A 25,127-nucleotide genomic window follows, 5' to 3' on the forward strand; every position below is an offset into this window, starting at 1 on the left:
CCTCCGCGTGCCACCGCGATGATATTGACCAGAATCGCGGCCCTTGTGTCGCGGTAGATGGCGTATATGATGAGGAGGACAGCTGCGCGGACCATTTGCTTGCCGCGCTTTCCATGCCGGCCGCCATCATCTACGAAAATGACGATCAGCCATGGGTTCACAGCGCCAATGGCGGCTTCCACCAACGCTTCCTGATGCCGTCGGATAGGGGCGAATCCCTGCGGTTCAAGGGTCGAGAGTGGCAGGATCGCATCGCGCGCTTTCTGAAAGGCGACAGGGTTTCGGAAAGTTTTGAAATGCCGATCCAGGGCCGCTTCGGTCCAGAATATTTCTACTGCACGATCGGTCGGCTCAAGGAATTGACCGATCGCGGGCGGCCCATTCTGGTTACGGCCGTGGACCGGACGAGCGAGCGCACGATCGAGAAAAATCTGCGGCGCGAACTGATGTCGGACAGCTTGACCGCTTTGCCCAACCGCACCGGCTTTGGTGAAGCGATCGACGACCGGATCAAGGGTGGTCCCTGGTCGGACAATGCCGGTTTCGCCATTATCGCCATCGATCTTAGCCGGTTCAGCCGGGTAAACGAGTCGCTCGGCCCCATGGCGGGCGACGAATTGCTCATCACCGTGGCCAAGCGGCTCAAATCATCCTTGCGTCAGGGCGATGTGCTGGCGCGCATCGGCGGCAATGACTTTGCCATTTTCGCCCGCCTTAACAATGGCTTGTCGGATGCCTTGCATATCGTGCAGCGCGTGAAGGATGCGCTGTCGTCGCCCATACGCCTCAGCAACCTCCAGATACGCGTCGATTGCGCCATCGGCTGCGCCATTGCTGTCTCCCTTGATGAAGACCCCGACGATGTCGTTCGCAAGGCGCAGGCGGCGGTCAAGATCGCCAAGCGCAGCGGAAAGGTCGAAATCTACCGTAACGGCGTGCTCAAGGAGGCGCATCGTCGTTTTCTGGTCGAAAGCCGTTTGCGCGATGCCCTGAGCAAGGGCGCGCTGACCCTGGCGTTTCAGCCGCTCATTCACCTGAGTTCCAGCGAAATTACCGGGTTTGAAGCGCTTGCCCGGTGGAATGACGAGGAACTGGGCGCGGTTGCGCCCGTCGAATTTATCGCCGTGGCCGAGGAAAGCGGGCTCATCGTCGAGTTGGGGCGCTGGGCCGCCCTGGAAGCAGCCCAGACGCTGGCGCGCTGGGATGAGGCCGTTGGCCAGACATTGCCTGTCGGAATGAACATCAACCTGTCGCCAATCCAGATGGCGCGGGACGATGTCGCGTCGATGTTCGAGGAAGCGTTGCGCTTTTCCGGCATCGAAGGTCGGCGACTGACGGCGGAGATCACCGAGAGCGCGATCATTGCCGACCCGGAAAAGGCGAGAAAACTGCTATTCGCCCTGAAAGAACTGAAAATGTCCATCGCGATGGACGATTTCGGGACCGGATTTTCCAATCTGGCCAGCCTCCACAGCCTGCCTATCGACATATTGAAGATCGATCGCAGTTTCGTTTCGACGATGATGGAGGACCACGACAAGGAAGTGATTGTCCGCACGATATTGTCGATGGCCGAATCGCTGAATCTGAAAGTGACAGCCGAAGGAATCGAAGACCAGTCGCTCGCCCACCGTTTGCAGCAATGGGGCTGCTGGCAGGGACAGGGATATTATTTCGCCAAGCCGATGAACGAGGCCGAGGCTTTCGATTATTGGCGCGTGCGCTGGAATTTCGAAACCGTCTGATCGGCGATCTGTTCGAGGCGATCCCGTTTGGGGAAGCCCTCGGCGATCCATTGCTCCTCGACTTCGCGCAGGGCCCTGGCCACATCCGGGCCAGGAGCAAGGCCTCGGGCGATCAGCGCGCCGCCACCGACTTCAAAGGCAGGCTTCTGCCATTCCCGAAGCATCGCCAAGGATGCAGGATCGCGCGCGTCATCAAGCAGCCAGCGGTCGACAGTGCCTTCGACGCCGCGACGATAGGCAAGTTCGGCGAGTGACATGGCAGGACCGACGGGTGTGAGCGCCAGAGCCATGCGCTTGCGCGCCTTGTTGGACAGTTTGAGGCGCGCGGCGATCTGATCGGCGGTTTCGACGTCCTGCGGCACGAGCGCCGCCAGCCTGCGCACCGCGCTCGGTTCGACCCGGGCGCGATGCTCCCGCGCGGTCAGGCTCCCCAGGCGGGCGACCCCCGCCTCGTCGATCTCCGGCAGGACCGCGCGCAAGATGCCGCCGCGCACCATCATGCCCAATGTCGGCGCTGGATCGGCGACGAGCAACAGCTTCAGCAACTCGTCGGCAATCCGCTCGCGGGAGAGGGCCATCAGGCTGTTGGCGGCTTCACGGCACGCAGTATAGGATTCGCCATCCGGATCGCCGCCGCCATAACGGGCAAGGAAGCGGAAATAGCGCATGATCCGCAGATGATCTTCGGCAATCCGCTCGCGCGCGTCGCCGATGAAGCGAACGGTGCGGGATTGCAGGTCGGCCAGGCCGCCGAAAAAGTCGCTGATCGCGCTGCTCGTGGGATCGGCATAAAGGGCGTTGATGGTGAAATCGCGTCGCGCCGCATCCTGCCGCCAGTCGTCGGTATAGGCGATGGTCGCGCGCCGTCCATCAGTGCTGACGTCGCGGCGCAGGGTGGTGATCTCGACCGGCGCGCCGCCGATGATGGCCGTTACGGTGCCATGATCGATGCCCGTCGGCACGACCTTGATCCCTGCATCCTTCAGGCGGGGCATGACCGCTTCAGGGGGCAGGGTCGTTGCGATATCGACATCGCTGACCGGAAGACCAAGCAATGTGTCGCGCACCGCGCCGCCAACGAAACGGGCGCAATCGCCCTCTGCGTTGAGCAGGGCCACAAGTTCGGCAAGGCCCGGGCGGTGGCGCCAGGGCGCGTCAGGCAGATGCATGGTCATAACCAAGGCGCCTGGAAAGGTTGGTCAATATCGCGGCGGTCACGCCCCATATGCGGCGTTCCTGCCAGAAAATCTCATAATAATGGCGCTCAACCCCCTCGAATATTGCAGATTTCCGAATGCGGTTGCGCGGATCGAGCACGAAGCCGAGCGGGACTTCGAACCAGTCGGCCACTTCGTCGGCCTGGGGAACGAGAGGCAGGTCGGGCGGCACAACGCCCAGAACCGGCACGATATCGAACCCGGTGAAGGTGTGATAGCGATCGGACATGCCGATCACCTGCACCTGATCGGGGGGCAGGGCGATTTCCTCCTGCGCTTCACGCAGGGCGGCCGCGATTTCATTGCTGTCGGTATGATCGACCCGGCCGCCGGGCAAGGCGACCTGTCCAGGATGTTTGCGCAGCGATGATGCCCGCTGGGTCAGGATCAGGCCCGGATTGCTGCGATCAGTGACGGCAACGAGCACGGCGGCAGGGGCCAGCACGCGTTCACCGTCTATGCGCGGATCGCGCGTGTCGCCGGGAAGCAGGCCGATATTGCGGCGATGCCCATCGGCCAGCGCCGCGCGCAGGGTTTCAGCGAGCGCCATCCCGACTAATCCTGCCCGTCCAGACGGAAAAAGACGCCATCGCTCCACAGGCCGACCGGATCATGGCCTTCCTCGATGGCAAGCGAGGCCAGCTCATAATAGACGTTGCGGCCGATGCGGGCTTCCAGACCGCCGCGCACATGAAGATAGGGACGGGGTTCATCGCCGTCCCGCCGCACCATGATCGCATGATCCGGCCCTGCGACCACCATGTCGCCGGTGTTCAGACGAAAGGCGAGCCGTCGTTCATGCGCCTTGCCCTCGCTTTTGAGTTCGACGGCCATGAACGGCGCGTCCTCCACGATAATGGACAATTTCTCCACCGGCGTCACCAGCACATGGCTGCCGTCGGCTTCCCGGCGCAAAATGGTTGAAAAGAGGCGCACCATATTTTCGCGACCGATGGGCGTTCCCTGATGAAACCAGACGCCGTCACGCGCGATTCGCATCTCGCTGTCCCCGCAATGGTCGGGATTCCAGCGATCCACGGGGGGCAGGCGGGCTTCTGCCGCCAGGCGGGCGATGTCGGCGAGCGACAGGGACGATATATCGGGCAAGGGCTGCATCGGCATGGACAAGCAGATAGGTGCAGCCGCGCCCGAAGGCAAAGGGCTTTCAGGCTGCGATCGGGATGCGCGGTCCGAGCATGCCGACGCCGCCGATCATTTCGCCCGACACCGGCAGCGCAAGCAGGCGGCGCGGCTCGAACGGGCCAGGGGCGTCCCATCCGCCGGTGCCTTGCGCCGAAAAGCCCCAGAAGCGGCCATAATATTCAGGATCGCCGATCAGCATCAGCGGTTCGGTTCGCGCCGCGCGGGCGGCGGCGACGACGGCGTCCATCATGGCGCGGCCATGGCCGTCTCGCTGAAATTCGGGCTCCACCGCGACCGGGCCGACCATGATCAGCGGCATCTGAACGCCATCGGGCCGATTCAGGGCGACGGGCCAGCTTTGCAGGGTGCCGATCAGCGCACCCTTCTGTCCGACGGCGGCAAACGATAGTGGCGGCAGCCAATCCGTGCCCGCGCGAATGGCGTAGGCGGTCCGCCCCCGGCGATCACGGCCGAAAGCGTCGTCCAACAGGCGTTCCACGGCCTCGAAAGGCTGGCTGATCAGGGGGACGATTGATGACACGGGCTTGCCGATCCGCAAATAGTGGCGCATGGAGCGCGCCATGAACGGCGGCGTTTAGCGGCTGACCGTGAAAAGAAAAGGACATATCGGACAGGGGCGCGGCATGGGCCTGCGCCTTTTCGCCGTTCTGCGGACCCATGACGACATTTGACCAAGACATGCTGGCCCTGGAGGTCAACGATCTGCACGTCGACGTGCTCACCGGCATCTATTCGGAAGAGACGCATCTGGCCCAGCCGCTGCGCATTTCAGTGCGCGCGATGCTCGCGGTGCAGGATCATTATGACCCCGACACGCCGCTCACCGTTTCCAAAAACTATATGGACCTCAAGCACGCCGCGACGACCGGCCTGCCCGAAGGCCGGCATTTCACCCTGATCGAAGCGGTCGCCGACCATATCATCGACACAGTATTCATGCAGGACGCGAAGGTCCGCCATGTGCAGGTGAAGATCGTGAAGCTCGCGCTGAGTGAACGAGGCGAGGAAATCGGCATCACGCTGAGCCGCTGGCGCAAATAGGAGCGGGGGGTGGAACAGCCCCCGCCGGTCGTCAGCCCTTTTTGATAAGGCCGATTTCGATCAGCCGTTCCGTGAGATAGTCGTGCGCGCTGATCGGCGGATCGCGCCGGGGATGATCGGCGTCCACGCACTGTGGCAGCGCGTCGATGATGAAATCGGGCCGCAGGTGGAGGAAGAAGGGCATCGAGTAGCGCGAACGGCCGCGCCGTTCGGGCGGCGGGTTGACCACGCGATGGCTGGTGGACGGTAGCCGATGGTTAGTCAGGCGCTGAAGCATGTCGCCGACATTGATGGCCAGAGCGCCGGGCGGGGGAACGACGGGCAACCAGTCGCCCTGTCGATCACGCAGTTCCAGCCCGCCTTCCTCCGCGCCCAGCAACAGGGTGATGAGGTTGATATCCTCATGCGCGCCCGCGCGAATGCCCGGAGCCTCTGGCGACACGGGGGGATAATGGAGCAGGCGCAGGATGCTGTTGCCGTCCTTTATCGCCGAATCGAACCAGCGTTCGGGCAGGCCCACATAAAGCGCGATGGCCGAAAGCAGTTCGGCGCCGACCCGGTCGAACTCCCGATAGAGACGACTGAAGATGAAGCGAAACTCGGGAATTTCATCCGGCCAGATATTGGGTGGCATGGTCCCGGCCAATGGATCGCCCGGTTCCAGATCGCGGCCGACATGCCAGAATTCCTTCAGGTCATTCTCGCTCGCGCCCTTGGCGATTTCCACGCCAAAGGCGGTATAGCCGCGCTGGCCGCCATTGCCCGAAGCATCGTAGCGGCGCTTGGCGGCAACCGGCATGGCAAAGAACTGGCGGGCGATGGCCCAGCCTTCATTCACCAGTCCCTGATCCATGCCATGGTCGCGCACCATTGCGAAGCCGAAGGTTTGAAAGGATGAGCCGAAGGCCTGCGCGAAATCGGCCTTCGGCAATTCGGCCATGGAAAGCAGGGGCACCTGTTCCAGGATAGCGTGGGGCACGGTCTTGAAAACTCCACTGGTTGCGGCCTGTCGCGCCGCTTCATGCTGCGATCCTTGATCGTCCCGGCGCGCTGATGCAAGGAGGCGAAATGAACTATTGGCTGATGAAATCGGAACCCGACGTGTTTTCCTATGACGACCTGGTCGAAAAGGGGCGCGCGGAATGGGACGGGGTGCGCAATCACAGCGCCAAGCTGAACATGATGGCGATGAGGAAGGGCGATCAGGCGATATTCTATCACAGCAATATCGGCGTCGAGGCTGTCGGGATCATGGAGATCGTGGAGGAAGCCGCGCCTGACAGCACGGACGAAACCGGGAAGTGGGTTGCGGTCCACGTCGCGCCGGTACGCAAATTCGTGCGGACCGTATCGCTCAAAACGATGAAATCCGATCCGGCGCTGGCCGACATGCAGATGATCCGGCAATCCCGCCTCTCGGTGTCGGCGCTGAAAAGAGCGGAGTTCGACCATATTGTGGCGTTGTCCGAAGGGTAAATTCTGTAAGTTGCGCCTGGTGCAATCGCCATGACGATTTTTGCGTTTGCCCGATGCTGCGTCGCAACATAGAAAGGCGTCAACAGAACATAATAATCGCAAATTGAGGTGTTTGATCGGCATTCCCAAAGGAGATACCTATGCGAATGCTGTCCAAGTTCATGGTCGCCACCCTGGTTGGCGCCGCCGTTTCTGTCCCCGCCATGGCCGAAGAACCCGCCAAGCAGAGCTTCAAGCACGAAGGTTATACCTATGTGTATCAGGTCAAGGACACCAAGACCGGTCAGGTGATTTCTGGCCGTCGTTATCCCGATGCGGTCGCTTTCAATCTGGCCATCAAGAATGGCAAGGTTTCGGGCGTTTCGAACGGCCAACCGGTGTCGTTCGACGTCGAGGAAGCCCGCGGCGCCGCCGACTGAACGCTTCGGCTATCGCCAAGTCCTTGAAAAGGGCGGTTCTCCAGACGAGAACCGCCTTTTTTCGCGTCAGCGACAGCGCCGTTTGCTGTCGATTTCCTTACCGATCAGCGCGCCTGCCGCAGCGCCCAATAGGGTGCCGGTGGCGCGATCGCCGCGCGTGTCGATGGATCGCCCGACCAGCGCGCCGCCGACGCCGCCGATAATCAGCCCGGTGGTGCCATCGGATTTTCGGCAATATAGGCGGCCATCGCGGCCCCGCCATTCCTTGTATCGGTAATGTTTGCGCGCCTGCGCGCCTTCGACCGGCAACGCCATCGAAACGGGAATGGTAAGGGAAAGGGCGGCTGCCGCCATCATAATATTGCGCATGGATATGCTCCTCCGATCAACTATGGTTCGGGGGATCAACCGTCTCCCGGCGCTGTGGTTGCATGAACATGAGACAACAGCGTTTGCAGAGGCAGTTGATCGGATTTGTGGCGCGGGGGTGCATCTATGATCGAGCGGGATGAGGCGGCGGCGGCGATCATCGAGCGGCTGGAAATGCAGCCGCATCCCGAAGGCGGTTGGTATCGCGAAATGTGGCGTGCGCCTGTTTCAGGCGGCGAGCGGGCCGCGGGTTCGGCGATCCTTTTCTTGCTGGAATCGCATGAACGGTCACACTGGCATAAGGTCGACGGCGACGAACACTGGTTTTGGCACGCAGGCGCCCCCTTGATGCTGTCCGTCGGGCTGGAAGGGGAAACGCCCCGCGAAATATGGATGGGCGGCGACGTGTTGGCGGGGCAGGCGCCGCAGGCGCTGGTGCCAGCCCATCATTGGCAGGCGACCCGTCCACTGGGGGGATGGGTGCTGGTCAGTTGCACAGTCATTCCGGGGTTCGAGTTTGCCGGCTTTACTCTGGCGCCGCCCGACTGGACGCCAGAGCGCGGGTGAAGCCAGCCGCCTGTTTGCGAGGGAGGGTCAGCCCTCCACGCGCGTCCGCTGCCCCGCCGGTGTATCGGCGAGGATGAGGTCCAATATGGCCTGTGCGACGATGGCGGGTTCCTTGACCGTTGCGGGGTCTTCACCGGGGAATGCCCGCGCGCGCATGGCGGTGCGGGTCGCGCCGGGATCCACGATATGGGTGCGGATGGCGGAGATGTTCTTCACCTCTTCGCCATAAGCCGCGACCAGCACCTCAAGCGCCGCCTTCGACGCGCCATAGGCGCCCCAATAGGCGCGCGGCTGGCTGGCGACGGAGGTTGTCAGGGCGATGACCCGCGCGTCGGCGCTGGCCCGCAGCATCGGGTCGAATGCGGCGATCAGCGCCTGTTGCGCGGCGATGTTGAGCGTGAGAAGGCGCGCAAATTCCTTGACGTCGATGGCGGGCACCGACGCCAGCGAGCCGAGGGTCGCGGCGTTGAGCACCAATATGTCGAGCGCCGGCCAACGGCCGGACACCGCGCCGGCCAGTCGGCCGATGCTTTCCCCGTCGATGAGGTCAAGCGGCGCGATGGTCGCGCTGCCGCCGGCAGCATGGATTTTCTCCTCCACCGCTTCAAGGCCTCCACTGGTCCGCGCCGTGAGGATGACATGCGCGCCGGCGTTCGCCAGCGCCAGCGCCGCGGCCGCACCGATGCCCCGGCTGGCGCCGGTGACAAGGGCAAGTTTGCCGTCAAGGGGAAGGTTGGACATGCGGGGGCTCCATGGACTGGAAGCGGATGATGGCTGGGTGGGCCGGGCGCTGGTTGCAGCGGACCGGCCTTCGACATCCGGGCGCTAGACGGAAGAGGGGCTGTTCAGACCACCCGTTCGGCAAGCAGTTCCAACTGATCCTTGACAACGACGTCGTCCTGATCGGTCAGCGGTGTCGGATAATCGCCAGTGAAGCAGGCGTCGCAATATTGGGGACGGGCATCGGCGCGCTTCGCTTCGCCCAAAGCCTTGTACAGGCCGTCGATCGAGATGAAAGACAGGCTGTCGGCATGGATGAAGTCCTGCATGCCGCCAATATCCAGCCGGTGCGCCAGCAATTTGGTGCGTTCGGGCGTGTCGACGCCATAGAAGCAACTATGTTTGGTCGGCGGGCTGGCGATCCGCATATGCACTTCGGCCGCGCCCGCTTCACGCATCATCTGCACGATTTTCAGGCTGGTGGTGCCGCGCACGATCGAATCGTCAATCAGCACGATCCTCTGGCCGTTGATGAGAGCGCGATTGGCGTTGTGCTTCAGCTTGACGCCCAGATGGCGGACCTTGTCGCCCGGCTGGATGAAGGTGCGGCCGATATAGTGCGAACGGATGATGCCCAGTTCAAAGGGGATGCCCGATTGCTGGGCATAGCCGATGGCGGCGGGCACGCCGCTGTCGGGGACCGGGATGACCAGATCGGCCTCGACCGGATTTTCGATGGCGAGCTGCGCGCCGATCGCCTTGCGGACCGAATAGACGCTGGAGCCGTCGACAATCGAATCGGGGCGGCTGAAATAGACATGTTCGAAAATGCAGGGGCGCGGATGCTGTTCGCCAAAGGGGCGATGGCTGCGCACTTCCCCGTCATGGGTGACGATGACCAGTTCGCCCGGATCGATGGAGCGGACATGTTCCGCGCCGACGACGTCGAGGGCGACGGTTTCCGAAGCGAAAATGATCGAATCGCCCAGCTTGCCCATGACCAGCGGGCGGATGCCCAGCGGATCGCGGCAGGCGATCATGCCCTCGGGCGTCATCACGATCAGCGAATAGGCGCCCTCGATCTGTTTCAGCGCGTCGATGAACTTGTCGATCAGGGTGCGATAGGTCGATGTCGCGACCAGATGGATGATGACTTCGGTGTCGGAGGTCGACTGGAATATGGAGCCGCGACGGATGAGTTCGCGACGCACCTTCATCGCGTTGGAGATATTGCCATTATGGGCAATGGCGAAACCGCCGGAATTGAGTTCCGCATAAAGCGGCTGGACGTTCCGCAGCGATGTTTCACCGGTGGTCGAATAGCGCACATGGCCGCAGGCTGCGCCGCCGGGCAAGCCGCGAATCACATCGTCGCGGTCGAAATTGCCCGCGACATGGCCCATCGCCCGATGGGTATGGAAATCATGGCCATCCCAACTGGTGATTCCGGCTGCTTCCTGCCCGCGATGCTGGAGCGCATGAAGGCCAAGGGCGACAATGGCCGAGGCCGAATCCGCGCCGGAAATGCCGAAAATGCCGCATTCCTCGCGCAACTTGTCGTCGTCGAAAGGGTTTGTGCTGATCATGGGTGTGAACGGGTCCGTTGCCGATCCTGCGCGCCAGGGGACGCGCCTGTTGCGGGCCCTATAGTGTTTTCTGTCCCGCTTGTCGCCCCACTGTAACAAAAAAGCGGTGGAGGCGATGGTGGCGTCCTGCGCCAACAGTCTCCATGGGTAAAAAGCCCTACTGGCGTTGGCGTGTCGCCGGGGGTAAAGACCCACCCTGATGCATCGCTTCGCCAATCCTGCCCGCTTTCTGAAAATTGCGCGGCCGCTCACCGGCTGGCTGTTCTGGTCGGGCCTGCTGCTGCTGCTCGTCGGCGTGGCTTGCGGCCTTTTCGTGACGCCCGCCGATTATCTTCAGGGGGATACGGTGCGGATACTCTATATCCATGTGCCAGCCGCCTGGCTGGGCATGGGGGGATGGAGCGGCATCGCCATCGCCGCGCTGATGCAGCTTGTCTGGCGTCATCCGCTCGCTGGCATTGCGGGACGCGCCATCGCCATGCCCGGCGCACTGTTTACCGCCATCTGCCTGGTGACCGGCTCCATCTGGGGCCGTCCGACATGGGGCACCTGGTGGGAATGGGACGGGCGAATGACGTCGATGCTGGTGCTGCTGTTCCTGTATCTGGGCTATATCGCCCTGGCCAACGCCAGCGCGCGGGACGGGCAGGGCGGGGTCAGCCCGGTGACGGCGATCTTCGGTCTGGTCGGCGCCATCAACATTCCGATCATCAACCGGTCGGTGGTGTGGTGGAACAGCCTGCATCAGGGGCCGAGCATCACCATGCGCGGCTCGAGCATCGACATGGCCATGCTGTGGCCGCTGGGCCTGACGCTGCTGGGCTTTTCGCTGTGGTTCGGCGCGATCGTGCTGATGCGGATGCGGGCCATCTTGGCGCAGAACAAGGTCGAGGCGCGGTTGCAGCGTCTGGCGCGGAGCTGAACGAAGCGATGAATCACTGGGCATTTGTGTGGGCGGCCTATGCGTTGACCGCGCTGGGAACGGCGGTCGTGAGCCTGACGAGCTGGCGGGCCATGCGCCGGGCGGAAGCGCGCGCGCGGGACATGGGTGGCCGCGAATGAAGGCCAAGCATCAGCGGCTGATACTGGCGCTGGTTGCGCTTGCGGCCTTGATCGGCGCCGGATTGCTGGCGGCGTCCGCACTGAAGGACGAGGCCGCCTATTTCTATGCGCCCGCCGATGTGAAGTCGAAGGGCGTGGAGCCCGGTAAAGCGATCAGGCTGGGCGGCATGGTGGTGAAGGGCAGCCTGAAGCGCGCGGCCGATGGCGTGACCATCCATTTCGACGTCACCGACGGCAAGGCGACTGTGCCCGCAAGCTTCAGCGGGATCGCCCCCGACCTGTTCAAGGAAGGATCAGGCGTGGTGGCCGAGGGCGCGTTCGACGGCAAGGGCGTGTTCGTGGCCACCAATCTGCTCGCCAAGCACGACGAGCGTTACATGCCCCGCGAACTGGAGGGCATGAGCTATAATGAGACGACCCATCAGATGAAGGCCGAGAAGTGATCGCTGAATTCGGCCTTGCGGCGCTGTGGCTGGCCGCCGCGCTGGCGCTGCTGCAACTGGGGCTGGCCATTGGCGGATTGAAGGGCGGCAGGCCCGAATTGCAGGCCGCGATCCGCCCCGTGGCGGTGGTGCAGGGCGCGTTGACGGCCATGGCGTTCATCGCGCTCATCACCCTGTTCATGCGGTCGGACATGTCGGTGCTGCTGGTCGCGACCAACAGCCATTCGATGAAGCCGTGGCTGTATAAATTCGCCGGCACATGGGGCAATCACGAAGGCTCCATGCTGCTGTGGGTGACGGTGATGGGCGTCGCGGGCGCGGCCGTCGCGCTGTTCGAGCGCGCATTGCGGCGCGACACGCATATGGCGACGCTGGGCGCGCAGGCTGCGATTTCGCTCGGTTTTTACGCGTTCCTGCTCTTTTCCTCCAACCCCTTCGCCCGGATCGACCCGCCCGCGCCCGACGGACAGGGGCTGAACCCGCTGTTGCAGGACCCCGGCCTCGCCTTCCATCCGCCGACGCTCTATTTCGGCTATGTCGGGCTTTCGGTGGCCTTTTCCTTTGCGGTCGGCGCGCTGCTGACGCGGCAGGTGGACGCTGCCTTCGCCCGCGCCATGCGGCCCTGGGTGCTGGGCGCCTGGGTGCTGCTGACATTGGGCATCACGGCGGGCAGTTACTGGGCCTATTATGAGCTGGGCTGGGGCGGCTGGTGGTTCTGGGATCCGGTGGAAAACGCATCGCTGATGCCCTGGCTGGCGGCGACTGCGCTGCTACACAGCGCGACCGTGCTGGCGACGCGCGATGCGTTGCGGGCGTGGACGGTGATGCTGGCGGTGGTCGCCTTTTCCATGTCGATGGTGGGCACCTTCCTGGTGCGCTCCGGCATTCTAACCAGCGTCCACGCCTTTGCCGTCGACCCAGAACGGGGCAGCTTCATCCTGGCGCTGCTGGGCATCTATATCGGCGGGGCGCTGGCGCTGTTCGGCTGGCGCGTCGGCACGGTGCGGGAAGGCGCGCCGTTCGAACTGGTCAGTCGCGAAACCATGCTGGTGATCAACAACCTGCTGCTGTCGGTCATATTGGGGCTGGTGCTGATCGGCACGCTCTATCCGCTGATGACCGAAGCGTTCGGGCACAAGGTGTCGGTAGGACCGCCCTATTTCGACCGGATCGCCGGCCCGATCGCGCTCGCCCTGATGATCGCGATGGCGGTCGGGCCTATGATCCGGTGGCGGCGGGACAACGCCAGCGCCGTTGCCAGGCGCTCAATGGCGCCTGCTTTGGTGGGACTTTCCGTGCTGGCGGTGGTGGCCGTGACGTCATGGGGCCGGATCGGCATATTGCCTTTCCTTGGTCTCGTCATCGCCCTGACCGTGGCGGTCGCCAGTATAGCGCCTTTGTGGGGGCGCAAGCCGTTGCGGACGCCCCTTTTCACCTGGGGCATGGTGATCGCGCATCTGGGCTGCGCCGTCAGCCTGGGCGGCATGGCGGCGGATTCGGCTTTCACCGTTGAAAAGCTGGTCGCGGCGCGGCCCGGCGAGACGATCGAGACGGCCGGATGGCGCTTGCGATTCGACAAGATCTTGCCGGTCGCGGGCGACAACTGGACCGCCTTGCAGGCCGATATGCGCGTCAGCCGGGGCGGCGGCGCACCAGTCGCCATCCACCCGCAATCGCGCTTCTTCACGTCGCCCCCGACCACCACCACCGAAGCTGCGCTGCTGACGCGATGGGACGGGCAGTTGTATGTCGTGCTGGGGCAGGAGGCTGACGCGGGCCGCTGGCAAATGCGGATATGGTGGAAGCCTTTTGTCACCTGCATCTGGCTGGGCGGCACGATGATCGCGCTGGGCGGCCTTCTGGCGCTGATCGGACGCGAGCGGCGCGGATGGACGCTGAAATGGCGCGCGCGCAGGGCGACAGCGGCATGAGAAAGCTGTTCATCTGGCTGCCGTTGGCGCTGTTCGCTGTCTTTTTCGGGCTGTTCGCCAGCGGGCTGCTGAAGCCCGATGATCGGGTCATTACGTCGAAGCTGGTGGGCAAGCCGCTCCCCGCCTTCGAACTGCCAGCGGCGGCCAGTGACCGGCCCGGTCTTGCATCTGGACAATTGGCGACGGGCCAGCCGCGCCTGCTCAATATCTTCGCCAGTTGGTGCGTGCCCTGCGCGGCCGAAGCGCCGCAACTGATGGCGCTTAAGCGCGAAGGAGTGGCGATCGACGCCATCGCCATTCGTGACGCGCGGCCCGATGTCGACGCATTTCTGGCGCGCTGGGGCAATCCCTATGCGCGGATCGGCCTCGACGCGCGCTCGTCGGTTCAGATCGCGCTGGGATCATCCGGCGTCCCCGAAACCTTCGTCATCGATGGACAGGGGCGCATCGCCTATCAGCATATCGGCGATATTCGCGCCGACGATGTGCCGATGATCCTCAAACGGCTGGAGGAAGCGCGATGAGGTTGATGATCGCCTTGCTAGCGCTGATCCTGTCCGCGCCCGCCTTTGGCCAGTCTGCGCTTCCGCCCGCGCCATGGGCCGACCGCCAGATTCCTGACCCCGCGCAGGAGAAGGAGGCGCGCGACCTGATGCTGACCATCCGCTGCCTCACCTGTCAGAGCCAGTCGATCGCCGACAGCAACGCCAGCATGGCGGGCGACATGCGGTCGCAGATTCGCGAGCGGATCATGGCGGGGGAAGAGCCGGAACATATCCGTCGCTGGCTGATCGAGCGTTATGGCGACTGGGTGAGTTATGAGCCGACGGGCGATCCGATATTATGGCCGCTATGGGCCGCACCGGCGGTGCTGCTGGCGCTTGGCGCGCTGCTGCTGCGCGGGCGTTTGAAGCGGAGGACGCGCTGATGGGCTGGGTGATCGCGGCGGCCATGGCGGTGGTTGTGATGGCGTTGCTGATGCTGGCCGGGCGTCTTCCGCGCGGAACATGGGAATTGGCAGGAGCCGCATTGATGCTGGGTCTTGCGGGTTATGCCTGGCAGGGGCATCCGCGTCTGGCCGGATCGCCGCGCAAGGTGGCGGAACAGGCCGCGTCCTTTAACGAGGATATGGCCGAGCGCCGGCGCGGCATGGCGGAGCGTTTCGGCCCGGCAGCGCAGTGGATGGTCCTTTCGGACGGGCTTGCGCGACAGGGTAAGAAAAAGGAAGCCGCCAATGTGCTGCTGTCGGGCCTGCGGCAGTCGCCGGACGACCCCAATCTTTGGCTGGGTCTTGCCAATGCGCTGGTCGAACATGGCGGCATGATCTCCCCGTCTGCCGACTATGCCTATCGCAAGGCGATTGCGCTGGCCCCCGATGCGCCGGCCGCTGCCTATTTTTACGGGCTGGCGCTGGCGCAATCGGGGGATCTGGCCGGGGCGAAGGCGCAGTGGGCGCCCATCGCCGAAAAGGCGCCGCCCGACAGTGAAGTGCGCGCCGAATTGCAGGCGAATATCGCGCGAATCGACGCCATGCTGGCGGGCAAAGCCCCGCCCACGCGTTGACGGAAGCTCTGTCTTGCCGCGATTGCGAAGGCGCCTGAGCCATGATAGGGCGGCCGGGTCAAATCGGCGATCCCGGCTGGGAAACGCGGGATGAAGCGGATATTCTTCGATCATGTTTTTAGGGCGCGTGTCGCATGGCTGATGCTTTCGTGAGCGGAACTCCCGGTGCGCAGTCCGGCGATGATGGCGATGGCCATCACGGCCATGCCAACCAGAAAGCGACGCTGAAGCTGGTCGTCGGCGCGATCGGCATCGTGTTCGGCGACATCGGCACCAGCCCGCTTTACGCCTTCAGGGAAACCTTCGCCGGCCACCATCATCTGGATATGGACCCTGACCATATCATGGGCGTCATCAGCCTGATGTTCTGGTCGATGATGCTGGTGGTGACGCTGAAATATGTCAGCATCATCATGCGTGCGGACAACAAGGGCGAAGGCGGCAGCCTGGCGCTGCTGGCGCTCATCAATGCGTCCACCAAGACGCAGCGCTGGTCAAGCGGCATCATCCTGCTGGGCGTTTTTGCGACGGCGCTGTTCTACGGCGACTCGATGATTACCCCGGCGGTGTCGGTGCTGTCGGCAGTCGAAGGGTTGGCCGTCTATAATCCGGCTTTCGGTCCGGCCATTTTGCCGGCCGCGATCATCATCCTGCTGGGCCTGTTCTGGATACAGGGACTGGGCACGAGCAAGGTCGCCAGCCTGTTTGGCCCGATCATGCTGCTTTATTTCGTGGCGATCGCCACGCTGGGCGTCATCAGCATCATTCAGACTCCCGGCATCCTATATGCCTTCAACCCCTATTGGGCGTTCATGTTCTTCGTCACCGATCCGCTGCCCGCCTTCCTGGCGCTGGGCGCGGTCGTGCTGGCGGTGACCGGGGCGGAGGCGCTTTATGCCGACATGGGCCATTTCGGGCGCAATCCCATTCGCGTGTCGTGGCTCGCCTTCGTCCTGCCCGCGCTGATGCTCAACTATATGGGGCAAGGCGCGCTTCTGTTCCGGGAAGGCGCGGCCGCGCTGCAAAGCCCGTTTTACAATCTCGCGCCGCAATGGGCGCAATTGCCTTTGGTGGGGCTGGCCACGATGGCGGCGATCATCGCATCGCAAGCGGTGATTTCAGGCGCTTTTTCGGTCACGCAACAGGCGATCCAACTGGGCTTCATGCCGCGGCTACGCATTGAGCATACCAGCGCGTCGACCGCCGGGCAGATTTACATCCCCCTCATCAACTGGGGGCTGATGGTCATGGTCATCCTGCTGGTGCTGGTGTTCCAGACATCGTCCAACCTGACGGCGGCCTACGGCATTGCGGTGACGGGCGCGATGTTCATCGACAATCTGCTGCTGACGGTCGTGCTCTACCGCCTGTGGCACTGGAAATGGTATTACGCGATGCCGCTGCTGTCGGTCTTCTTCCTGGTCGATGGCGCCTATCTGGCGGCGAACCTGACCAAGGTGCCCGATGGCGGCTGGTTCCCGCTGCTCGTCGGCATGATTATCTTCACGTTGCTGACCACCTGGGCGCGCGGGCGCAAGCTGATGCAGGACCGTCTGCGCGAGTCGGCGATGCCGATCCCGGTGTTCGTCGCGTCGGCCGCCAACAGCGCGGTGCGGGTGCCCGGCACGGCCGTCTTCATGACGTCCGCCGCCGATGGCGTACCCCATGCGCTTCTCCATAACCTCAAGCATAACAAGGTGCTGCACGAGCGTGTCATCCTGTTGACTGTGAAGATCAAGGATGTGCCCGTGGTCGAGGATGACGGGCGATGCCGTCTGGAGGATCTGGGCCGGGGCTTTTTCCGCCTGGTGCTCCATTATGGCTTCATGCAGGAGCCTGACGTTCCCGCCGCGCTCAAGAATGTCAGCGGTTGCGGCCAGTCGTTCAAGATGATGGACACCAGCTTCTTCCTGGCGCGGCAGACATTGCTGCCATCCTCCAAGCCCGGCATGGCGGTGTGGCGCGAAAAGATTTTTGCATGGATGCTGCGCAACGCGGAAAGCGCGATGGAGTTTTTCCGCCTGCCCACCAACCGCGTGGTCGAACTGGGCAGCCAGGTCGAAATCTGAAAGCGGCGGCGCATGGCGTTTCCCCCTGCTATGGCTTAAGGCGCGGCCATGCTCCGCCTTACTGAAATCAAGCTGCCGATCGATCACCCCGCCGACGCCTTGCGTGAGGCTGTGATTGCGCGCCTGGGCATCGTCGACGACGACCTGATGGCGCTCACCATTGCCCGTCGGGCCCATGATGCGCGGCGCAAATCGGCCATCCTGATGGTTTACAACGTCGATGTGGAGGTGAGGGACGAGGCCGCCGTGCTGGCGCATTGTGGCGGTGGCAAGGGCCATGTGCGTCCCACGCCTGACACCGGTTATCGCCCGCCCATCGTCGCGCCCACCGGATGGAGCGGTCAGCGTCCGGTGGTGATCGGCGCGGGGCCATGCGGACTGTTCGCGGGCCTGATATTGGCGCAGGCCGGTTTCCGCCCGATCATCGTCGAGCGCGGCAAGGTGGTGCGCGAGCGGACCAAGGATACATGGGGCCTGTGGCGGCGCGGGGTGCTGGACCCCGAATCCAACGTTCAGTTCGGCGAAGGCGGGGCAGGCACTTTTTCGGACGGCAAGCTCTACAGCCAGATCAAGGATCCCTGTTTTCTGGGCCGCAAGGTGCTGGAGGAATTCGTCAAGGCGGGCGCGCCGGAAGAAATATTGACCGAGGCGCATCCGCATATCGGCACCTTCCGCCTCGTTTCGATGGTCGAGTCGATCCGCGCGACCATCGAGCAACTGGGTGGCGAATATCGTTTCGGCCAGCGGGTGGAGGATTTCGACATCGAAACCCGCGCCGATGGCGAACGGCATGTGCGCGGCCTGCATTTCCATGATGGCGGTTATTTGCCCGCCAGCCATGTCGTGCTGGCCGTCGGGCACAGCGCGCGCGGCACGTTCCAGACGCTGCATGACCGGGGCGTGCATATCGAGGCCAAGCCCTTTTCCATCGGCGTGCGGATCGAACATCCGCAAAGCTGGATCGACCGGGCGCGCTTTGGCGCCTGTGCGGGCCATCCCGATCTGGGCGCGGCCGCCTATTCCCTGTCGCATCATTGCAGCAACGGGCGCACGGTCTACAGCTTTTGCATGTGCCCCGGCGGGCGGGTGGTCGCCGCGACTTCGGAGGAAGGGCGCGTCGTCACCAACGGCATGAGCCAATATTCCCGCGCCGAGTTCAACGCCAATTCCGGACTGGTCGTCGGCATCGATCCGGCGCCCGATTATCCCGGCCATCCGCTGGCGGGCCTTGCGCTGCAACGGCGGCTCGAGGATGCGGCATTCATCGCGGGCGGAAGCAATTATCATGCGCCGGGGCAGAGGGTGGGGGATTTCCTCGCCGGGCGGCCTTCAACGGCTTTTGGCGCGGTTGAACCGTCCTACAAGCCTGGCGTCACGCCGACCGATCTGGTGCAGGTGTTGCCGGCTTTCGCGGTGGAGGCGATGCGCGAGGCGCTGCCGGTTTTCGGCCGCCAGATCGCCCGCTATGACGACCCAGACGCCACAATGACGGGCGTCGAAACGCGCACGTCGTCACCGATCAGGATCACGCGCGGCCGAGATTTCCAGAGCCTCAACACGAGCGGGCTTTTTCCGGCGGGTGAGGGTGCGGGCTATGCCGGCGGCATATTGTCGGCCGGGGTGGACGGGATCAAGGTCGCCGAAGCCGTGGCCAACATGCTCATTCAGGCGCCATGAAAAAGGCGCGGCGCCATCAAAACGCCGCGCCCCAATATTTACCGCAACCAGGCCTTACGCTGCGTCGCGGTCCTTGGCGTTGATGTCGACAAGCTGGCCGCCGTTGATGGCGACCTTCTTGGGCTTCATCGCTTCGGGCACTTCGCGCAGCAGTTCGATGGTCAACAGGCCATCGGCCAGGTCAGCCCGCTCGACCCGCACGAAATCGGCGAGTTCGAAGCGGCGTTCGAAGCTGCGGTTGGCGATGCCGACATGCAGGAATTTCGAACGGTCGGCGGCGCTCGCTTCATCCTTGCGTCCGATGACCTGAAGCAGGTTCTGCTGGGCGGTGATGTCGATTTCATCAGCACGGAAACCGGCGACGGCCAGCGTCACGCGATAGCGGTCTTCGGACAGGCGTTCGATGTTGAACGGGGGGTAATTGTCGCTCTGCTGCAACCGGGCGTTGTTCTCGATCAGATCGAACAGACGATCAAAACCGACGGTCGAGCGGCGATAGGGGGTAAGGTCAAAACCACGCATAATATCATCTCCTCAACGAGCAAAATGAAGGTGCCGGACCCACGGCGGGCGTCCTGGCGATCAAGTGTCCGGCCCCGCGACGGGCGGCCGGACGGAGGTGATATGGTTTGCGCAAAATGGCTTTCAAGAGGGGCTGAACGGTCGGCGTGCCCTTACCGAAATGGCGGTTCGTTGAAGGCGCGCAACTTGCGGCTGTGCAATTTCGCGCCCTCCTGCCGCAGCAGTTCGCAGGTCAAAATGCCGACGCGCAAATGGCTGGCGATGGCTTCCTCGTAAAAGCGGTTGGCCTGGCCCGGCAGTTTGAGTTCGCCATGGATCGGCTTGTCGGACACGCAGAGCAAAGTCCCATAGGGCACACGGAAGCGATAGCCCTGCGCCGCGATGGTGGCCGATTCCATGTCGATGCCCACAGCGCGCGACAGGCTGAAACGCAGGGCGGAGTGGGAATAGCGCAATTCCCAGTTGCGATCATCGGTGGTGACGACCGTGCCGGTGCGCAGGCGACGGCGAAAGTCCTCTGCGCCATTGCCGCCCAGAATGGATTCCGCGGCGCTGGCCAGCGCCACCTGCACTTCCGCGATGGCGGGCACCGGGATTTCCGGCGGCAGCATTTCGTCAAGGACATGGTCGTCGCGCAGATAGGCGTGGGCCAGCACATAGTCCCCAATCCGCTGACTGGGGCGCAGCCCGCCGCAATGGCCGATCATCAGCCAGGCTTCCGGGCGGACCACGGCCAGATGGTCGCAGATCGTCTTGGCGTTGGAAGGGCCGACGCCGATGTTGACCAGTGTGATGCCGCTGCGGTCGGGCGCGATCAGGTGATAGGCCGGCATCTGATGCTTGCGCCATGCGCTGTCGGCGATCATCCGCGCGGGATCGGCGGTTTCAGGCGTCACATAGACGCCGCCCGCGCCCGACAGGGCGGTAAAGCGGGTTTCTTCCCGATTCAACTCGGTGCAGGCCCACGCCACGAACTCATCGACATAACGATGGTAGTTGGTGAACAGGATGTAGCGTTGAACATGATCGGCGGGCGTGCCGGTATAATGTTTGAGCCGCGCCAGCGAGAAATCGGTCCGCAACCCGTCGAACAGGGCGAGCGGGCGTTCCCCCTCCGCATTGGGCATGAACAGCCCATCCGCGATCTCGTCGCCGATTTCCGCCAGATCGGTCGCCGGGAAGTGGCGGGCGAGTTCGGTGGGGGCGATCCCGTCGAGCGCGCTCATGTCAAGGCCGTCGAGCACATAGGGGAACGGAATGGGCTGGTCGCTCAGGCCCGTTTCCACCTCCACGCCATAATCCCGCACCAGCAGGTCGATCTGTTCAGCCAGATATTCGGCGAACATCGCCGGCCGGGTGATGGTCGTCGCATAACAGCCGGGGGTGGACAGACGGGCGAAGGAACGGCCGGGTGGCGGCGTGTCACCCTCTATACGATGGATGATCCGCAATTCGGGATAGCAGAAGCGGCGGTCCGCCCGCGCCTGAAGGCCCGGCAATGTGCCGTCACGGCCATAGGCCAGCAGCGCGGCGCGCAGCGTTTCGATGGAAGTGCGGTAAATGTCGTCCAGTTGCGCAACGATGGCGCGTCCAATGCTTTGTGTCATCGTCCCTTGTTATCGTTTATTCAAGACGGGCGGAAGACAGGCGCGCATTGGAAATATTCCGGCAATGCCGGGTCAACCAATGATTAAACGCCTTGCGCTATACAAAGCCCTATGTTGCGCTTTTACCTGACCATCGACACCGAATTGTCGGCGGACCATTTCAGCCGCTTCGGCCGCGCGGGGCTGGAAGCAAATCTTGCGTCTTCGATCTGGGGGCGGACCGCAAAGGGCGATTTCGGCATTGGCCACACCATGGACGTTCTGGAACGCCATGGGATGCGCGGCGTGTTTTTTGTCGATCCTCTGCCGGCTCTGGTATGGGGCACGGACGTGATCAAGCGCATTGTCCACCCGATCGTTGATCGCGGCCATGATGTGCAGTTGCACGCGCACACAGAATGGCTGGCCTTCTCGCAGCGTTCACCTGTGGGTGGGCGCACCGGACGGAATATCGGGGATTTCAGCCTTTCGGACCAGCGCGTCATCCTGTCCCTGGCGCGCGATTTCCTGGTGGCGGCCGGTGCGCCTGAGCCCGTTGCGTTCCGGGCCGGCAATTATGGCGCGAATGACGACACGCTTCGCGCTCTGGCGACGATAGGGATCAGCCATGACAGCAGCCTGACGCCGGGAATCGCCCGATCGGACTGCGCGATCAACCTGTCCGCGGATGTCATTGATCCGATCGAACATTGCGGGGTCGTCGAAGTGCCGATCTCAGCGATAGAGCAGCGGGGCGGGAGGCGTCGTCATGCGCAACTCACCGCCCTATCCGCGCGGGAGATATTGGCGGCCGTCGACCATGCGGCCAGTCGGGGCGCACAACAGTTTACGCTGGTGTCCCACAGCTTCGAACTCATGTGTCGTCAGCGGCGCGTGCTCAATTGCATCGTCGCGCGCCGTTTCGAGGCGATGTGCCGGGGCCTTGCCGCACGCGACCATGTGCGGTCGGGCACCTATGCCGCGCATCCGCCATGCGCCGTCGCAGCCGGCGCCCGGCCGACCCTGCTGCGGGGCGGCGTGGTTCAGACAGCGTTGCGAAATCTTGAGCAGGCGGCGTCCAACCTGATGTTCGGCGAGTGGCGTCCCTCGCCAATGGCCAGCGGGCGTCGTCGGCCAGGCGATTCAGGGCGACGCAAGGTTGCCCTGGCCTCGCGTCAGAGCTGACCCAGCATGTGATCGGCCGACGACAATTTGAAATCGCCCGGCGCCTCGACATTGAGTTCGACGATCACGCCGTCGCGCACGATCATCGAGAAACGCTGCCCGCGCAGGCCCATGCCGAACTTGCTGCCGTCCATGGTCAGGTCAAGCGTTTTCACGAAATCGCCATTGCCGTCCGCCAGCATGGTGACGGCGCCATCGGCTCCGGCCGCCTTGCTCCAGGCGCCCATGACAAAAGCGTCGTTGACGGCGGTGCAGGCGATGACGTCGACGCCCTTGGCCTTGAGAGCTTCGGCTTTTTCGATGAAGCCGGGCAGGTGCTTGGCCGAGCAGGTGGGCGTGAAAGCGCCCGGCACGGAAAACAGCGCAACCGTGCGCCCGGCGAAAAATTCGTCGCCATTGACCGCTTCGGGGCCATTGCCGGTCATGGTCATGAATGTGGCGCTTGGCGCCTTGTCGCCTTTTGCTACGGTCATCATTCGCATCCTCTTTGCCGGGTGTTCCGGTGGCTTCGGCTTTCCCGCACGCAGGTCGCTCCTCTCGCCAATACTGTCAAGGCGTGGCGAACCGATGTCGCCTGAAATCGTCCCCCTTTGGCACCGGCCTGCCCCCTTGGCCTTGGCACGGGCTGCGCATGGCCTATAGTTACGGATATGGATCAACCGATTTACTATGCGGGGCAATTGCTGCTCGCCATGCCGGGCATCGGGGACGAACGGTTTGAACGCTCGGTCATCGCGCTGTGCATCCACGACGAAGGCGGGGCGCTGGGCATCAATCTGGGCGAGGAAATCGAGGGGCTTTCGCTGGAGGCGTTGATGTCCAGCTTCGGGCTGGAAGCGCCACAGGCTCGAGACATACCCGTTCTGCGGGGCGGACCGGTCGAGCCGCAAAGGGGCTTTGTGCTCCACTCGCTCGATTGGGGCGGGCAGGATCTGGTTCATGTCGCCGATGGCTGGGGCCTTTCGGGTTCGCTCGATATATTGAAGGCGATAGCGGAGGGCCGGGGGCCAAGCCGCTATCTGGTCGCGCTGGGCTATGCCGGATGGAGTCCGGGCCAGTTGGAGGAAGAATTGCATGGCGACGGATGGTTTCTGATCCCCGGCGACTTTGACCGGATGGCGGGCCTGTTGGCGGAGAACCGGCGCAACGCCGCTTTTGCCGCCTGTGGCATCGACCCGGCGCATCTGGTCGCGGGAACAGGCTCCGCCTAGGCCACATAAAGAATTCTTTATATTCTGTTGCCATGGGCGATGGCGATTGGTAAGGCCCAGCGATCACGGCCGCGCCCCTGAACCGGGGCACGCGCTGCACTCGCACGAACCGCAATGGAGATTGTCGTGGCCACAGCCCCCGCCACCCTGGATTATGTCATCGCCGACATCGGCCTTGCCGCCTTTGGCCGCAAGGAAATCGAGATCGCTGAAACCGAAATGCCCGGCCTGATGGCCCTGCGCGAGGAATTCGGCCATGTGAAGCCGCTGCGCGGCGCGCGCATCACCGGATCGCTCCATATGACGATCCAGACCGCCGTGCTGATCGAGACGCTGGCCGTGCTGGGCGCCGACATACGCTGGGCGTCGTGCAATATCTTTTCGACGCAGGACCACGCCGCCGCCGCCATCGCCGCCAGCGGCATCCCGGTGTTCGCGGTCAAGGGCGAGACGCTGGAAGAATATTGGGATTATGTGATCCGGATCTTCGACTGGGGCGACCAGACCTGCAACATGATCCTGGACGACGGCGGCGACGCCACCATGTTCGCCCTGTGGGGCGCGCGCGTCGAAGCGGGCGAACCGCTGTTCAAGCCCGCGAACGAGGAAGAGGAAATCTTCGTCGCGACGCTGACCCGTTTCCTGGCGGAACGTCCCGGCTACCTGACCAGGACGGTCGCCAACATCAAGGGCGTGTCGGAAGAAACCACCACCGGCGTCCACCGCCTGTATGAACTGGCGAAGAAGGGCAAGCTGCCCTTCCCGGCGATCAATGTGAACGATAGCGTGACCAAGTCGAAGTTCGACAATCTCTATGGTTGCAAGGAATCGCTGGTCGACGCCATCCGCCGCGCCACCGACGTCATGCTGGCCGGCAAGGTCGCCTGCGTCGCGGGCTTCGGCGATGTCGGAAAGGGCAGCGCCGCGTCGCTCCGCAATGGCGGCGCCCGCGTGCTGGTGACCGAAATTGACCCGATCTGCGCGCTTCAGGCCGCGATGGAAGGCTATGAAGTCGTGACCATGGAAGATGCGGCCAAGCGCGCCGACATCTTCGTCACCGCGACCGGCAATGAAGACATCATCACGCTGGATCATATGCGCGAGATGAAGAACATGGCGATCGTGTGCAACATCGGCCATTTCGACAGCGAAATTCAGGTCGCGGCGCTGAGCAACATGAAGTGGACCGAGATCAAGCCGCAGGTCGACGAGGTCGAATTCCCCGATGGCAAGAAGATCATCATGCTGGCCAAGGGCCGCCTGGTGAATCTGGGCTGCGCCACCGGCCACCCCAGTTTCGTCATGTCGTCCAGCTTCACCAACCAGGTGCTGGCGCAGATCGAACTTTTCGCCAAGGGCGACGAATACAAGAACGAAGTCTATGTGCTGCCCAAGCATCTGGACGAGAAGGTGGCGGCGCTGCACCTCGAAAAGCTGGGCGTGAAGCTGTCTAAGCTCAGCCCCAAGCAGGCCGCCTATATCGGCGTTCCGGTCGAAGGGCCGTTCAAGCCCGACCATTATCGTTACTGACGAACCGGACGGGGCGGCCACTGGCCGCCCCGCTAGTTTTACGG

The 25,127-nt window shown here is 63.4% G+C and carries 28 protein-coding genes; 17 read left to right on the plus strand and 11 right to left on the minus strand.

Going from position 1 to position 25,127, the window contains the following annotated elements; all coding sequences use genetic code 11:
* Window positions 1–113 precede the first annotated feature (113 nt).
* Window positions 114–1,745, plus strand: a complete 1,632-nt coding sequence (locus GGR44_RS01200) for a putative bifunctional diguanylate cyclase/phosphodiesterase (protein WP_246344263.1) — start codon at window positions 114–116, stop codon at window positions 1,743–1,745.
* Here GGR44_RS01200 and GGR44_RS01205 read toward each other — a convergent pair.
* Genes GGR44_RS01205 through GGR44_RS01220 form a run of 4 tightly spaced genes read right to left on the minus strand, consistent with a single transcriptional unit; the run spans window position 1,709 to window position 4,688 of the window.
* Window positions 1,709–2,920, minus strand: a complete 1,212-nt coding sequence (locus GGR44_RS01205; protein ID WP_183953617.1) for a CCA tRNA nucleotidyltransferase — start codon at window positions 2,918–2,920, stop codon at window positions 1,709–1,711. The genes GGR44_RS01200 and GGR44_RS01205 overlap by 37 nt on opposite strands.
* Entirely contained in the window at window positions 2,901–3,512 is a 612-nt protein-coding gene (locus tag GGR44_RS01210) for a CoA pyrophosphatase (RefSeq protein ID WP_183953618.1), read from the minus strand. The genes GGR44_RS01205 and GGR44_RS01210 overlap by 20 nt, the downstream gene beginning before the upstream one ends.
* A gap of 5 nt (window positions 3,513–3,517) precedes the next feature.
* The gene (locus GGR44_RS01215) at window positions 3,518–4,084 is read right to left on the minus strand and encodes a DUF1285 domain-containing protein (protein ID WP_183953619.1); all 567 of its coding nucleotides are present in this window, start codon (window positions 4,082–4,084) and stop codon (window positions 3,518–3,520) included.
* A 43-nt stretch (window positions 4,085–4,127) separates the two neighbouring features.
* Window positions 4,128–4,688, minus strand: a complete 561-nt coding sequence (locus tag GGR44_RS01220) for a GNAT family N-acetyltransferase (protein WP_246344264.1) — start codon at window positions 4,686–4,688, stop codon at window positions 4,128–4,130.
* 95 nt (window positions 4,689–4,783) lie between these two features.
* Here GGR44_RS01220 and GGR44_RS01225 point away from each other — a divergent pair, with 95 nt between their 5' ends.
* Window positions 4,784–5,167 (plus strand): dihydroneopterin aldolase, encoded by a 384-nt coding sequence (locus GGR44_RS01225; protein ID WP_183953620.1) that lies wholly within the window; start codon window positions 4,784–4,786, stop codon window positions 5,165–5,167.
* Window positions 5,168–5,198: 31 nt separating this feature from the next.
* On the opposite strand, the gene GGR44_RS01230 is transcribed toward GGR44_RS01225, so the two are convergent.
* Window positions 5,199–6,107 (minus strand): isopenicillin N synthase family dioxygenase, encoded by a 909-nt coding sequence (locus GGR44_RS01230; RefSeq protein ID WP_221214254.1) that lies wholly within the window; start codon window positions 6,105–6,107, stop codon window positions 5,199–5,201.
* 128 nt (window positions 6,108–6,235) lie between these two features.
* On the opposite strand from GGR44_RS01230, the gene GGR44_RS01235 reads away from it, so the two are divergent.
* Entirely contained in the window at window positions 6,236–6,643 is a 408-nt protein-coding gene (locus GGR44_RS01235; protein WP_183953622.1) for an EVE domain-containing protein, read from the plus strand.
* A gap of 146 nt (window positions 6,644–6,789) precedes the next feature.
* Complete coding sequence (locus tag GGR44_RS01240) at window positions 6,790–7,062, plus strand: longin-like domain-containing protein (RefSeq protein ID WP_183954197.1); 273 nt, start codon at window positions 6,790–6,792, stop codon at window positions 7,060–7,062.
* Between the two features lie 66 nt (window positions 7,063–7,128).
* Here the strand turns inward: GGR44_RS01240 and GGR44_RS01245 are convergent, their stop codons facing one another.
* Window positions 7,129–7,431 (minus strand): glycine zipper 2TM domain-containing protein, encoded by a 303-nt coding sequence (locus GGR44_RS01245; protein WP_183953623.1) that lies wholly within the window; start codon window positions 7,429–7,431, stop codon window positions 7,129–7,131.
* Window positions 7,432–7,557: 126 nt separating this feature from the next.
* Between GGR44_RS01245 and GGR44_RS01250 the strand changes: the two genes are divergently transcribed.
* Entirely contained in the window at window positions 7,558–7,998 is a 441-nt protein-coding gene (locus GGR44_RS01250) for a cupin domain-containing protein (RefSeq protein ID WP_183953624.1), read from the plus strand.
* Between the two features lie 27 nt (window positions 7,999–8,025).
* Here the strand turns inward: GGR44_RS01250 and GGR44_RS01255 are convergent, their stop codons facing one another.
* On the minus strand, window positions 8,026–8,739 hold the full coding sequence (locus GGR44_RS01255) for an SDR family NAD(P)-dependent oxidoreductase (protein ID WP_183953625.1): 714 nt from the start codon (window positions 8,737–8,739) through the stop codon (window positions 8,026–8,028).
* 104 nt (window positions 8,740–8,843) lie between these two features.
* Window positions 8,844–10,304 (minus strand): amidophosphoribosyltransferase, encoded by a 1,461-nt coding sequence (purF, locus tag GGR44_RS01260; RefSeq protein ID WP_183953626.1) that lies wholly within the window; start codon window positions 10,302–10,304, stop codon window positions 8,844–8,846.
* A gap of 199 nt (window positions 10,305–10,503) precedes the next feature.
* Here purF and ccmC point away from each other — a divergent pair, with 199 nt between their 5' ends.
* The 9 genes from ccmC (at window position 10,504) to GGR44_RS01305 (ending at window position 19,049) form a co-directional block, all read left to right on the plus strand.
* Window positions 10,504–11,226: a heme ABC transporter permease CcmC gene (gene ccmC, locus GGR44_RS01265; protein ID WP_183953627.1), complete on the plus strand. Its 723-nt coding sequence runs from the start codon at window positions 10,504–10,506 to the stop codon at window positions 11,224–11,226.
* Between the two features lie 8 nt (window positions 11,227–11,234).
* Window positions 11,235–11,366 (plus strand): heme exporter protein CcmD, encoded by a 132-nt coding sequence (ccmD, locus tag GGR44_RS01270; RefSeq protein ID WP_183953628.1) that lies wholly within the window; start codon window positions 11,235–11,237, stop codon window positions 11,364–11,366.
* Window positions 11,363–11,809, plus strand: coding sequence for a cytochrome c maturation protein CcmE (gene ccmE / locus GGR44_RS01275; protein ID WP_183953629.1), 447 nt, complete (start codon window positions 11,363–11,365; stop codon window positions 11,807–11,809). Before ccmD ends, ccmE begins: the two co-directional genes overlap by 4 nt.
* Window positions 11,806–13,740 carry a heme lyase CcmF/NrfE family subunit gene (locus GGR44_RS01280; protein ID WP_183953630.1) on the plus strand — a complete coding sequence of 645 codons (1,935 nt, stop codon included), beginning with the start codon at window positions 11,806–11,808 and terminating at the stop codon, window positions 13,738–13,740. The genes ccmE and GGR44_RS01280 overlap by 4 nt, the downstream gene beginning before the upstream one ends.
* Window positions 13,737–14,264, plus strand: coding sequence for a DsbE family thiol:disulfide interchange protein (locus GGR44_RS01285; protein WP_183953631.1), 528 nt, complete (start codon window positions 13,737–13,739; stop codon window positions 14,262–14,264). The genes GGR44_RS01280 and GGR44_RS01285 overlap by 4 nt, the downstream gene beginning before the upstream one ends.
* A complete protein-coding gene (locus GGR44_RS01290; protein ID WP_183953632.1) occupies window positions 14,261–14,668 on the plus strand; it encodes a cytochrome c-type biogenesis protein in 408 nt (135 codons plus the stop codon). The genes GGR44_RS01285 and GGR44_RS01290 overlap by 4 nt, the downstream gene beginning before the upstream one ends.
* Window positions 14,665–15,303: a tetratricopeptide repeat protein gene (locus GGR44_RS01295; protein WP_183954198.1), complete on the plus strand. Its 639-nt coding sequence runs from the start codon at window positions 14,665–14,667 to the stop codon at window positions 15,301–15,303. The genes GGR44_RS01290 and GGR44_RS01295 overlap by 4 nt, the downstream gene beginning before the upstream one ends.
* Before the next feature lie 134 nt (window positions 15,304–15,437).
* The gene (locus GGR44_RS01300; protein ID WP_183953633.1) at window positions 15,438–17,372 is read left to right on the plus strand and encodes a potassium transporter Kup; all 1,935 of its coding nucleotides are present in this window, start codon (window positions 15,438–15,440) and stop codon (window positions 17,370–17,372) included.
* Window positions 17,373–17,420: 48 nt separating this feature from the next.
* A complete protein-coding gene (locus tag GGR44_RS01305) occupies window positions 17,421–19,049 on the plus strand; it encodes an NAD(P)/FAD-dependent oxidoreductase (protein WP_183953634.1) in 1,629 nt (542 codons plus the stop codon).
* A gap of 54 nt (window positions 19,050–19,103) precedes the next feature.
* On the opposite strand, the gene GGR44_RS01310 is transcribed toward GGR44_RS01305, so the two are convergent.
* Together GGR44_RS01310 and GGR44_RS01315 are read right to left on the minus strand one after the other, a co-directional pair.
* Window positions 19,104–19,571 carry an Hsp20 family protein gene (locus tag GGR44_RS01310; RefSeq protein ID WP_183953635.1) on the minus strand — a complete coding sequence of 156 codons (468 nt, stop codon included), beginning with the start codon at window positions 19,569–19,571 and terminating at the stop codon, window positions 19,104–19,106.
* Between the two features lie 152 nt (window positions 19,572–19,723).
* Window positions 19,724–21,178 carry an AMP nucleosidase gene (locus GGR44_RS01315; RefSeq protein WP_183953636.1) on the minus strand — a complete coding sequence of 485 codons (1,455 nt, stop codon included), beginning with the start codon at window positions 21,176–21,178 and terminating at the stop codon, window positions 19,724–19,726.
* A 111-nt stretch (window positions 21,179–21,289) separates the two neighbouring features.
* Here GGR44_RS01315 and GGR44_RS01320 point away from each other — a divergent pair, with 111 nt between their 5' ends.
* The gene (locus GGR44_RS01320; protein WP_183953637.1) at window positions 21,290–22,342 is read left to right on the plus strand and encodes a polysaccharide deacetylase family protein; all 1,053 of its coding nucleotides are present in this window, start codon (window positions 21,290–21,292) and stop codon (window positions 22,340–22,342) included.
* On the opposite strand, the gene GGR44_RS01325 is transcribed toward GGR44_RS01320, so the two are convergent.
* Window positions 22,333–22,815, minus strand: a complete 483-nt coding sequence (locus GGR44_RS01325) for a peroxiredoxin (protein ID WP_183954199.1) — start codon at window positions 22,813–22,815, stop codon at window positions 22,333–22,335. The two genes, GGR44_RS01320 and GGR44_RS01325, sit on opposite strands and share 10 nt — an antisense overlap.
* A gap of 177 nt (window positions 22,816–22,992) precedes the next feature.
* Here GGR44_RS01325 and GGR44_RS01330 point away from each other — a divergent pair, with 177 nt between their 5' ends.
* Both GGR44_RS01330 and ahcY read left to right on the plus strand, forming a co-directional pair.
* A complete protein-coding gene (locus GGR44_RS01330; RefSeq protein WP_183953638.1) occupies window positions 22,993–23,553 on the plus strand; it encodes a YqgE/AlgH family protein in 561 nt (186 codons plus the stop codon).
* Window positions 23,554–23,679: 126 nt separating this feature from the next.
* Window positions 23,680–25,083: an adenosylhomocysteinase gene (gene ahcY, locus GGR44_RS01335; protein ID WP_183953639.1), complete on the plus strand. Its 1,404-nt coding sequence runs from the start codon at window positions 23,680–23,682 to the stop codon at window positions 25,081–25,083.
* The last annotated feature ends 44 nt before the right edge of the window (window positions 25,084–25,127 follow it).

This window comes from Sphingobium fontiphilum (genome assembly GCF_014196635.1).
In the GTDB taxonomy this organism is placed as follows: Bacteria; Pseudomonadota; Alphaproteobacteria; order Sphingomonadales; family Sphingomonadaceae; genus Sphingobium; species Sphingobium fontiphilum.

Excerpts from the sequence above, each read along its gene's own strand:
- GGR44_RS01230 (WP_221214254.1), bottom strand. The coding sequence starts at position 6,107 with ATGGCCGAATTGCCGAAGGCCGATTTCGCGCAGGCCTTCGGCTCATCC.
- GGR44_RS01250 (WP_183953624.1), top strand. The coding sequence starts at position 7,558 with ATGATCGAGCGGGATGAGGCGGCGGCGGCGATCATCGAGCGGCTGGAA.
- GGR44_RS01255 (WP_183953625.1), bottom strand. The coding sequence starts at position 8,739 with ATGTCCAACCTTCCCCTTGACGGCAAACTTGCCCTTGTCACCGGCGCC.
- GGR44_RS01245 (WP_183953623.1), bottom strand. The coding sequence starts at position 7,431 with ATGCGCAATATTATGATGGCGGCAGCCGCCCTTTCCCTTACCATTCCC.
- purF (WP_183953626.1), bottom strand. The coding sequence starts at position 10,304 with ATGATCAGCACAAACCCTTTCGACGACGACAAGTTGCGCGAGGAATGC.
- GGR44_RS01325 (WP_183954199.1), bottom strand. The coding sequence starts at position 22,815 with ATGACCGTAGCAAAAGGCGACAAGGCGCCAAGCGCCACATTCATGACC.
- ccmC (WP_183953627.1), top strand. The coding sequence starts at position 10,504 with ATGCATCGCTTCGCCAATCCTGCCCGCTTTCTGAAAATTGCGCGGCCG.
- GGR44_RS01300 (WP_183953633.1), top strand. The coding sequence starts at position 15,438 with ATGGCTGATGCTTTCGTGAGCGGAACTCCCGGTGCGCAGTCCGGCGAT.
- GGR44_RS01235 (WP_183953622.1), top strand. The coding sequence starts at position 6,236 with ATGAACTATTGGCTGATGAAATCGGAACCCGACGTGTTTTCCTATGAC.
- GGR44_RS01215 (WP_183953619.1), bottom strand. The coding sequence starts at position 4,084 with ATGCCGATGCAGCCCTTGCCCGATATATCGTCCCTGTCGCTCGCCGAC.
- GGR44_RS01225 (WP_183953620.1), top strand. The coding sequence starts at position 4,784 with ATGACGACATTTGACCAAGACATGCTGGCCCTGGAGGTCAACGATCTG.
- ccmE (WP_183953629.1), top strand. The coding sequence starts at position 11,363 with ATGAAGGCCAAGCATCAGCGGCTGATACTGGCGCTGGTTGCGCTTGCG.
- GGR44_RS01240 (WP_183954197.1), top strand. The coding sequence starts at position 6,790 with ATGCTGTCCAAGTTCATGGTCGCCACCCTGGTTGGCGCCGCCGTTTCT.
- GGR44_RS01320 (WP_183953637.1), top strand. The coding sequence starts at position 21,290 with ATGTTGCGCTTTTACCTGACCATCGACACCGAATTGTCGGCGGACCAT.
- GGR44_RS01290 (WP_183953632.1), top strand. The coding sequence starts at position 14,261 with ATGAGGTTGATGATCGCCTTGCTAGCGCTGATCCTGTCCGCGCCCGCC.
- GGR44_RS01210 (WP_183953618.1), bottom strand. The coding sequence starts at position 3,512 with ATGGCGCTCGCTGAAACCCTGCGCGCGGCGCTGGCCGATGGGCATCGC.
- GGR44_RS01285 (WP_183953631.1), top strand. The coding sequence starts at position 13,737 with ATGAGAAAGCTGTTCATCTGGCTGCCGTTGGCGCTGTTCGCTGTCTTT.
- GGR44_RS01305 (WP_183953634.1), top strand. The coding sequence starts at position 17,421 with ATGCTCCGCCTTACTGAAATCAAGCTGCCGATCGATCACCCCGCCGAC.
- GGR44_RS01220 (WP_246344264.1), bottom strand. The coding sequence starts at position 4,688 with ATGGCGCGCTCCATGCGCCACTATTTGCGGATCGGCAAGCCCGTGTCA.
- GGR44_RS01315 (WP_183953636.1), bottom strand. The coding sequence starts at position 21,178 with ATGACACAAAGCATTGGACGCGCCATCGTTGCGCAACTGGACGACATT.
- ccmD (WP_183953628.1), top strand. The coding sequence starts at position 11,235 with ATGAATCACTGGGCATTTGTGTGGGCGGCCTATGCGTTGACCGCGCTG.
- GGR44_RS01330 (WP_183953638.1), top strand. The coding sequence starts at position 22,993 with ATGGATCAACCGATTTACTATGCGGGGCAATTGCTGCTCGCCATGCCG.
- GGR44_RS01310 (WP_183953635.1), bottom strand. The coding sequence starts at position 19,571 with ATGCGTGGTTTTGACCTTACCCCCTATCGCCGCTCGACCGTCGGTTTT.
- GGR44_RS01205 (WP_183953617.1), bottom strand. The coding sequence starts at position 2,920 with ATGACCATGCATCTGCCTGACGCGCCCTGGCGCCACCGCCCGGGCCTT.
- GGR44_RS01200 (WP_246344263.1), top strand. The coding sequence starts at position 114 with ATGCCGGCCGCCATCATCTACGAAAATGACGATCAGCCATGGGTTCAC.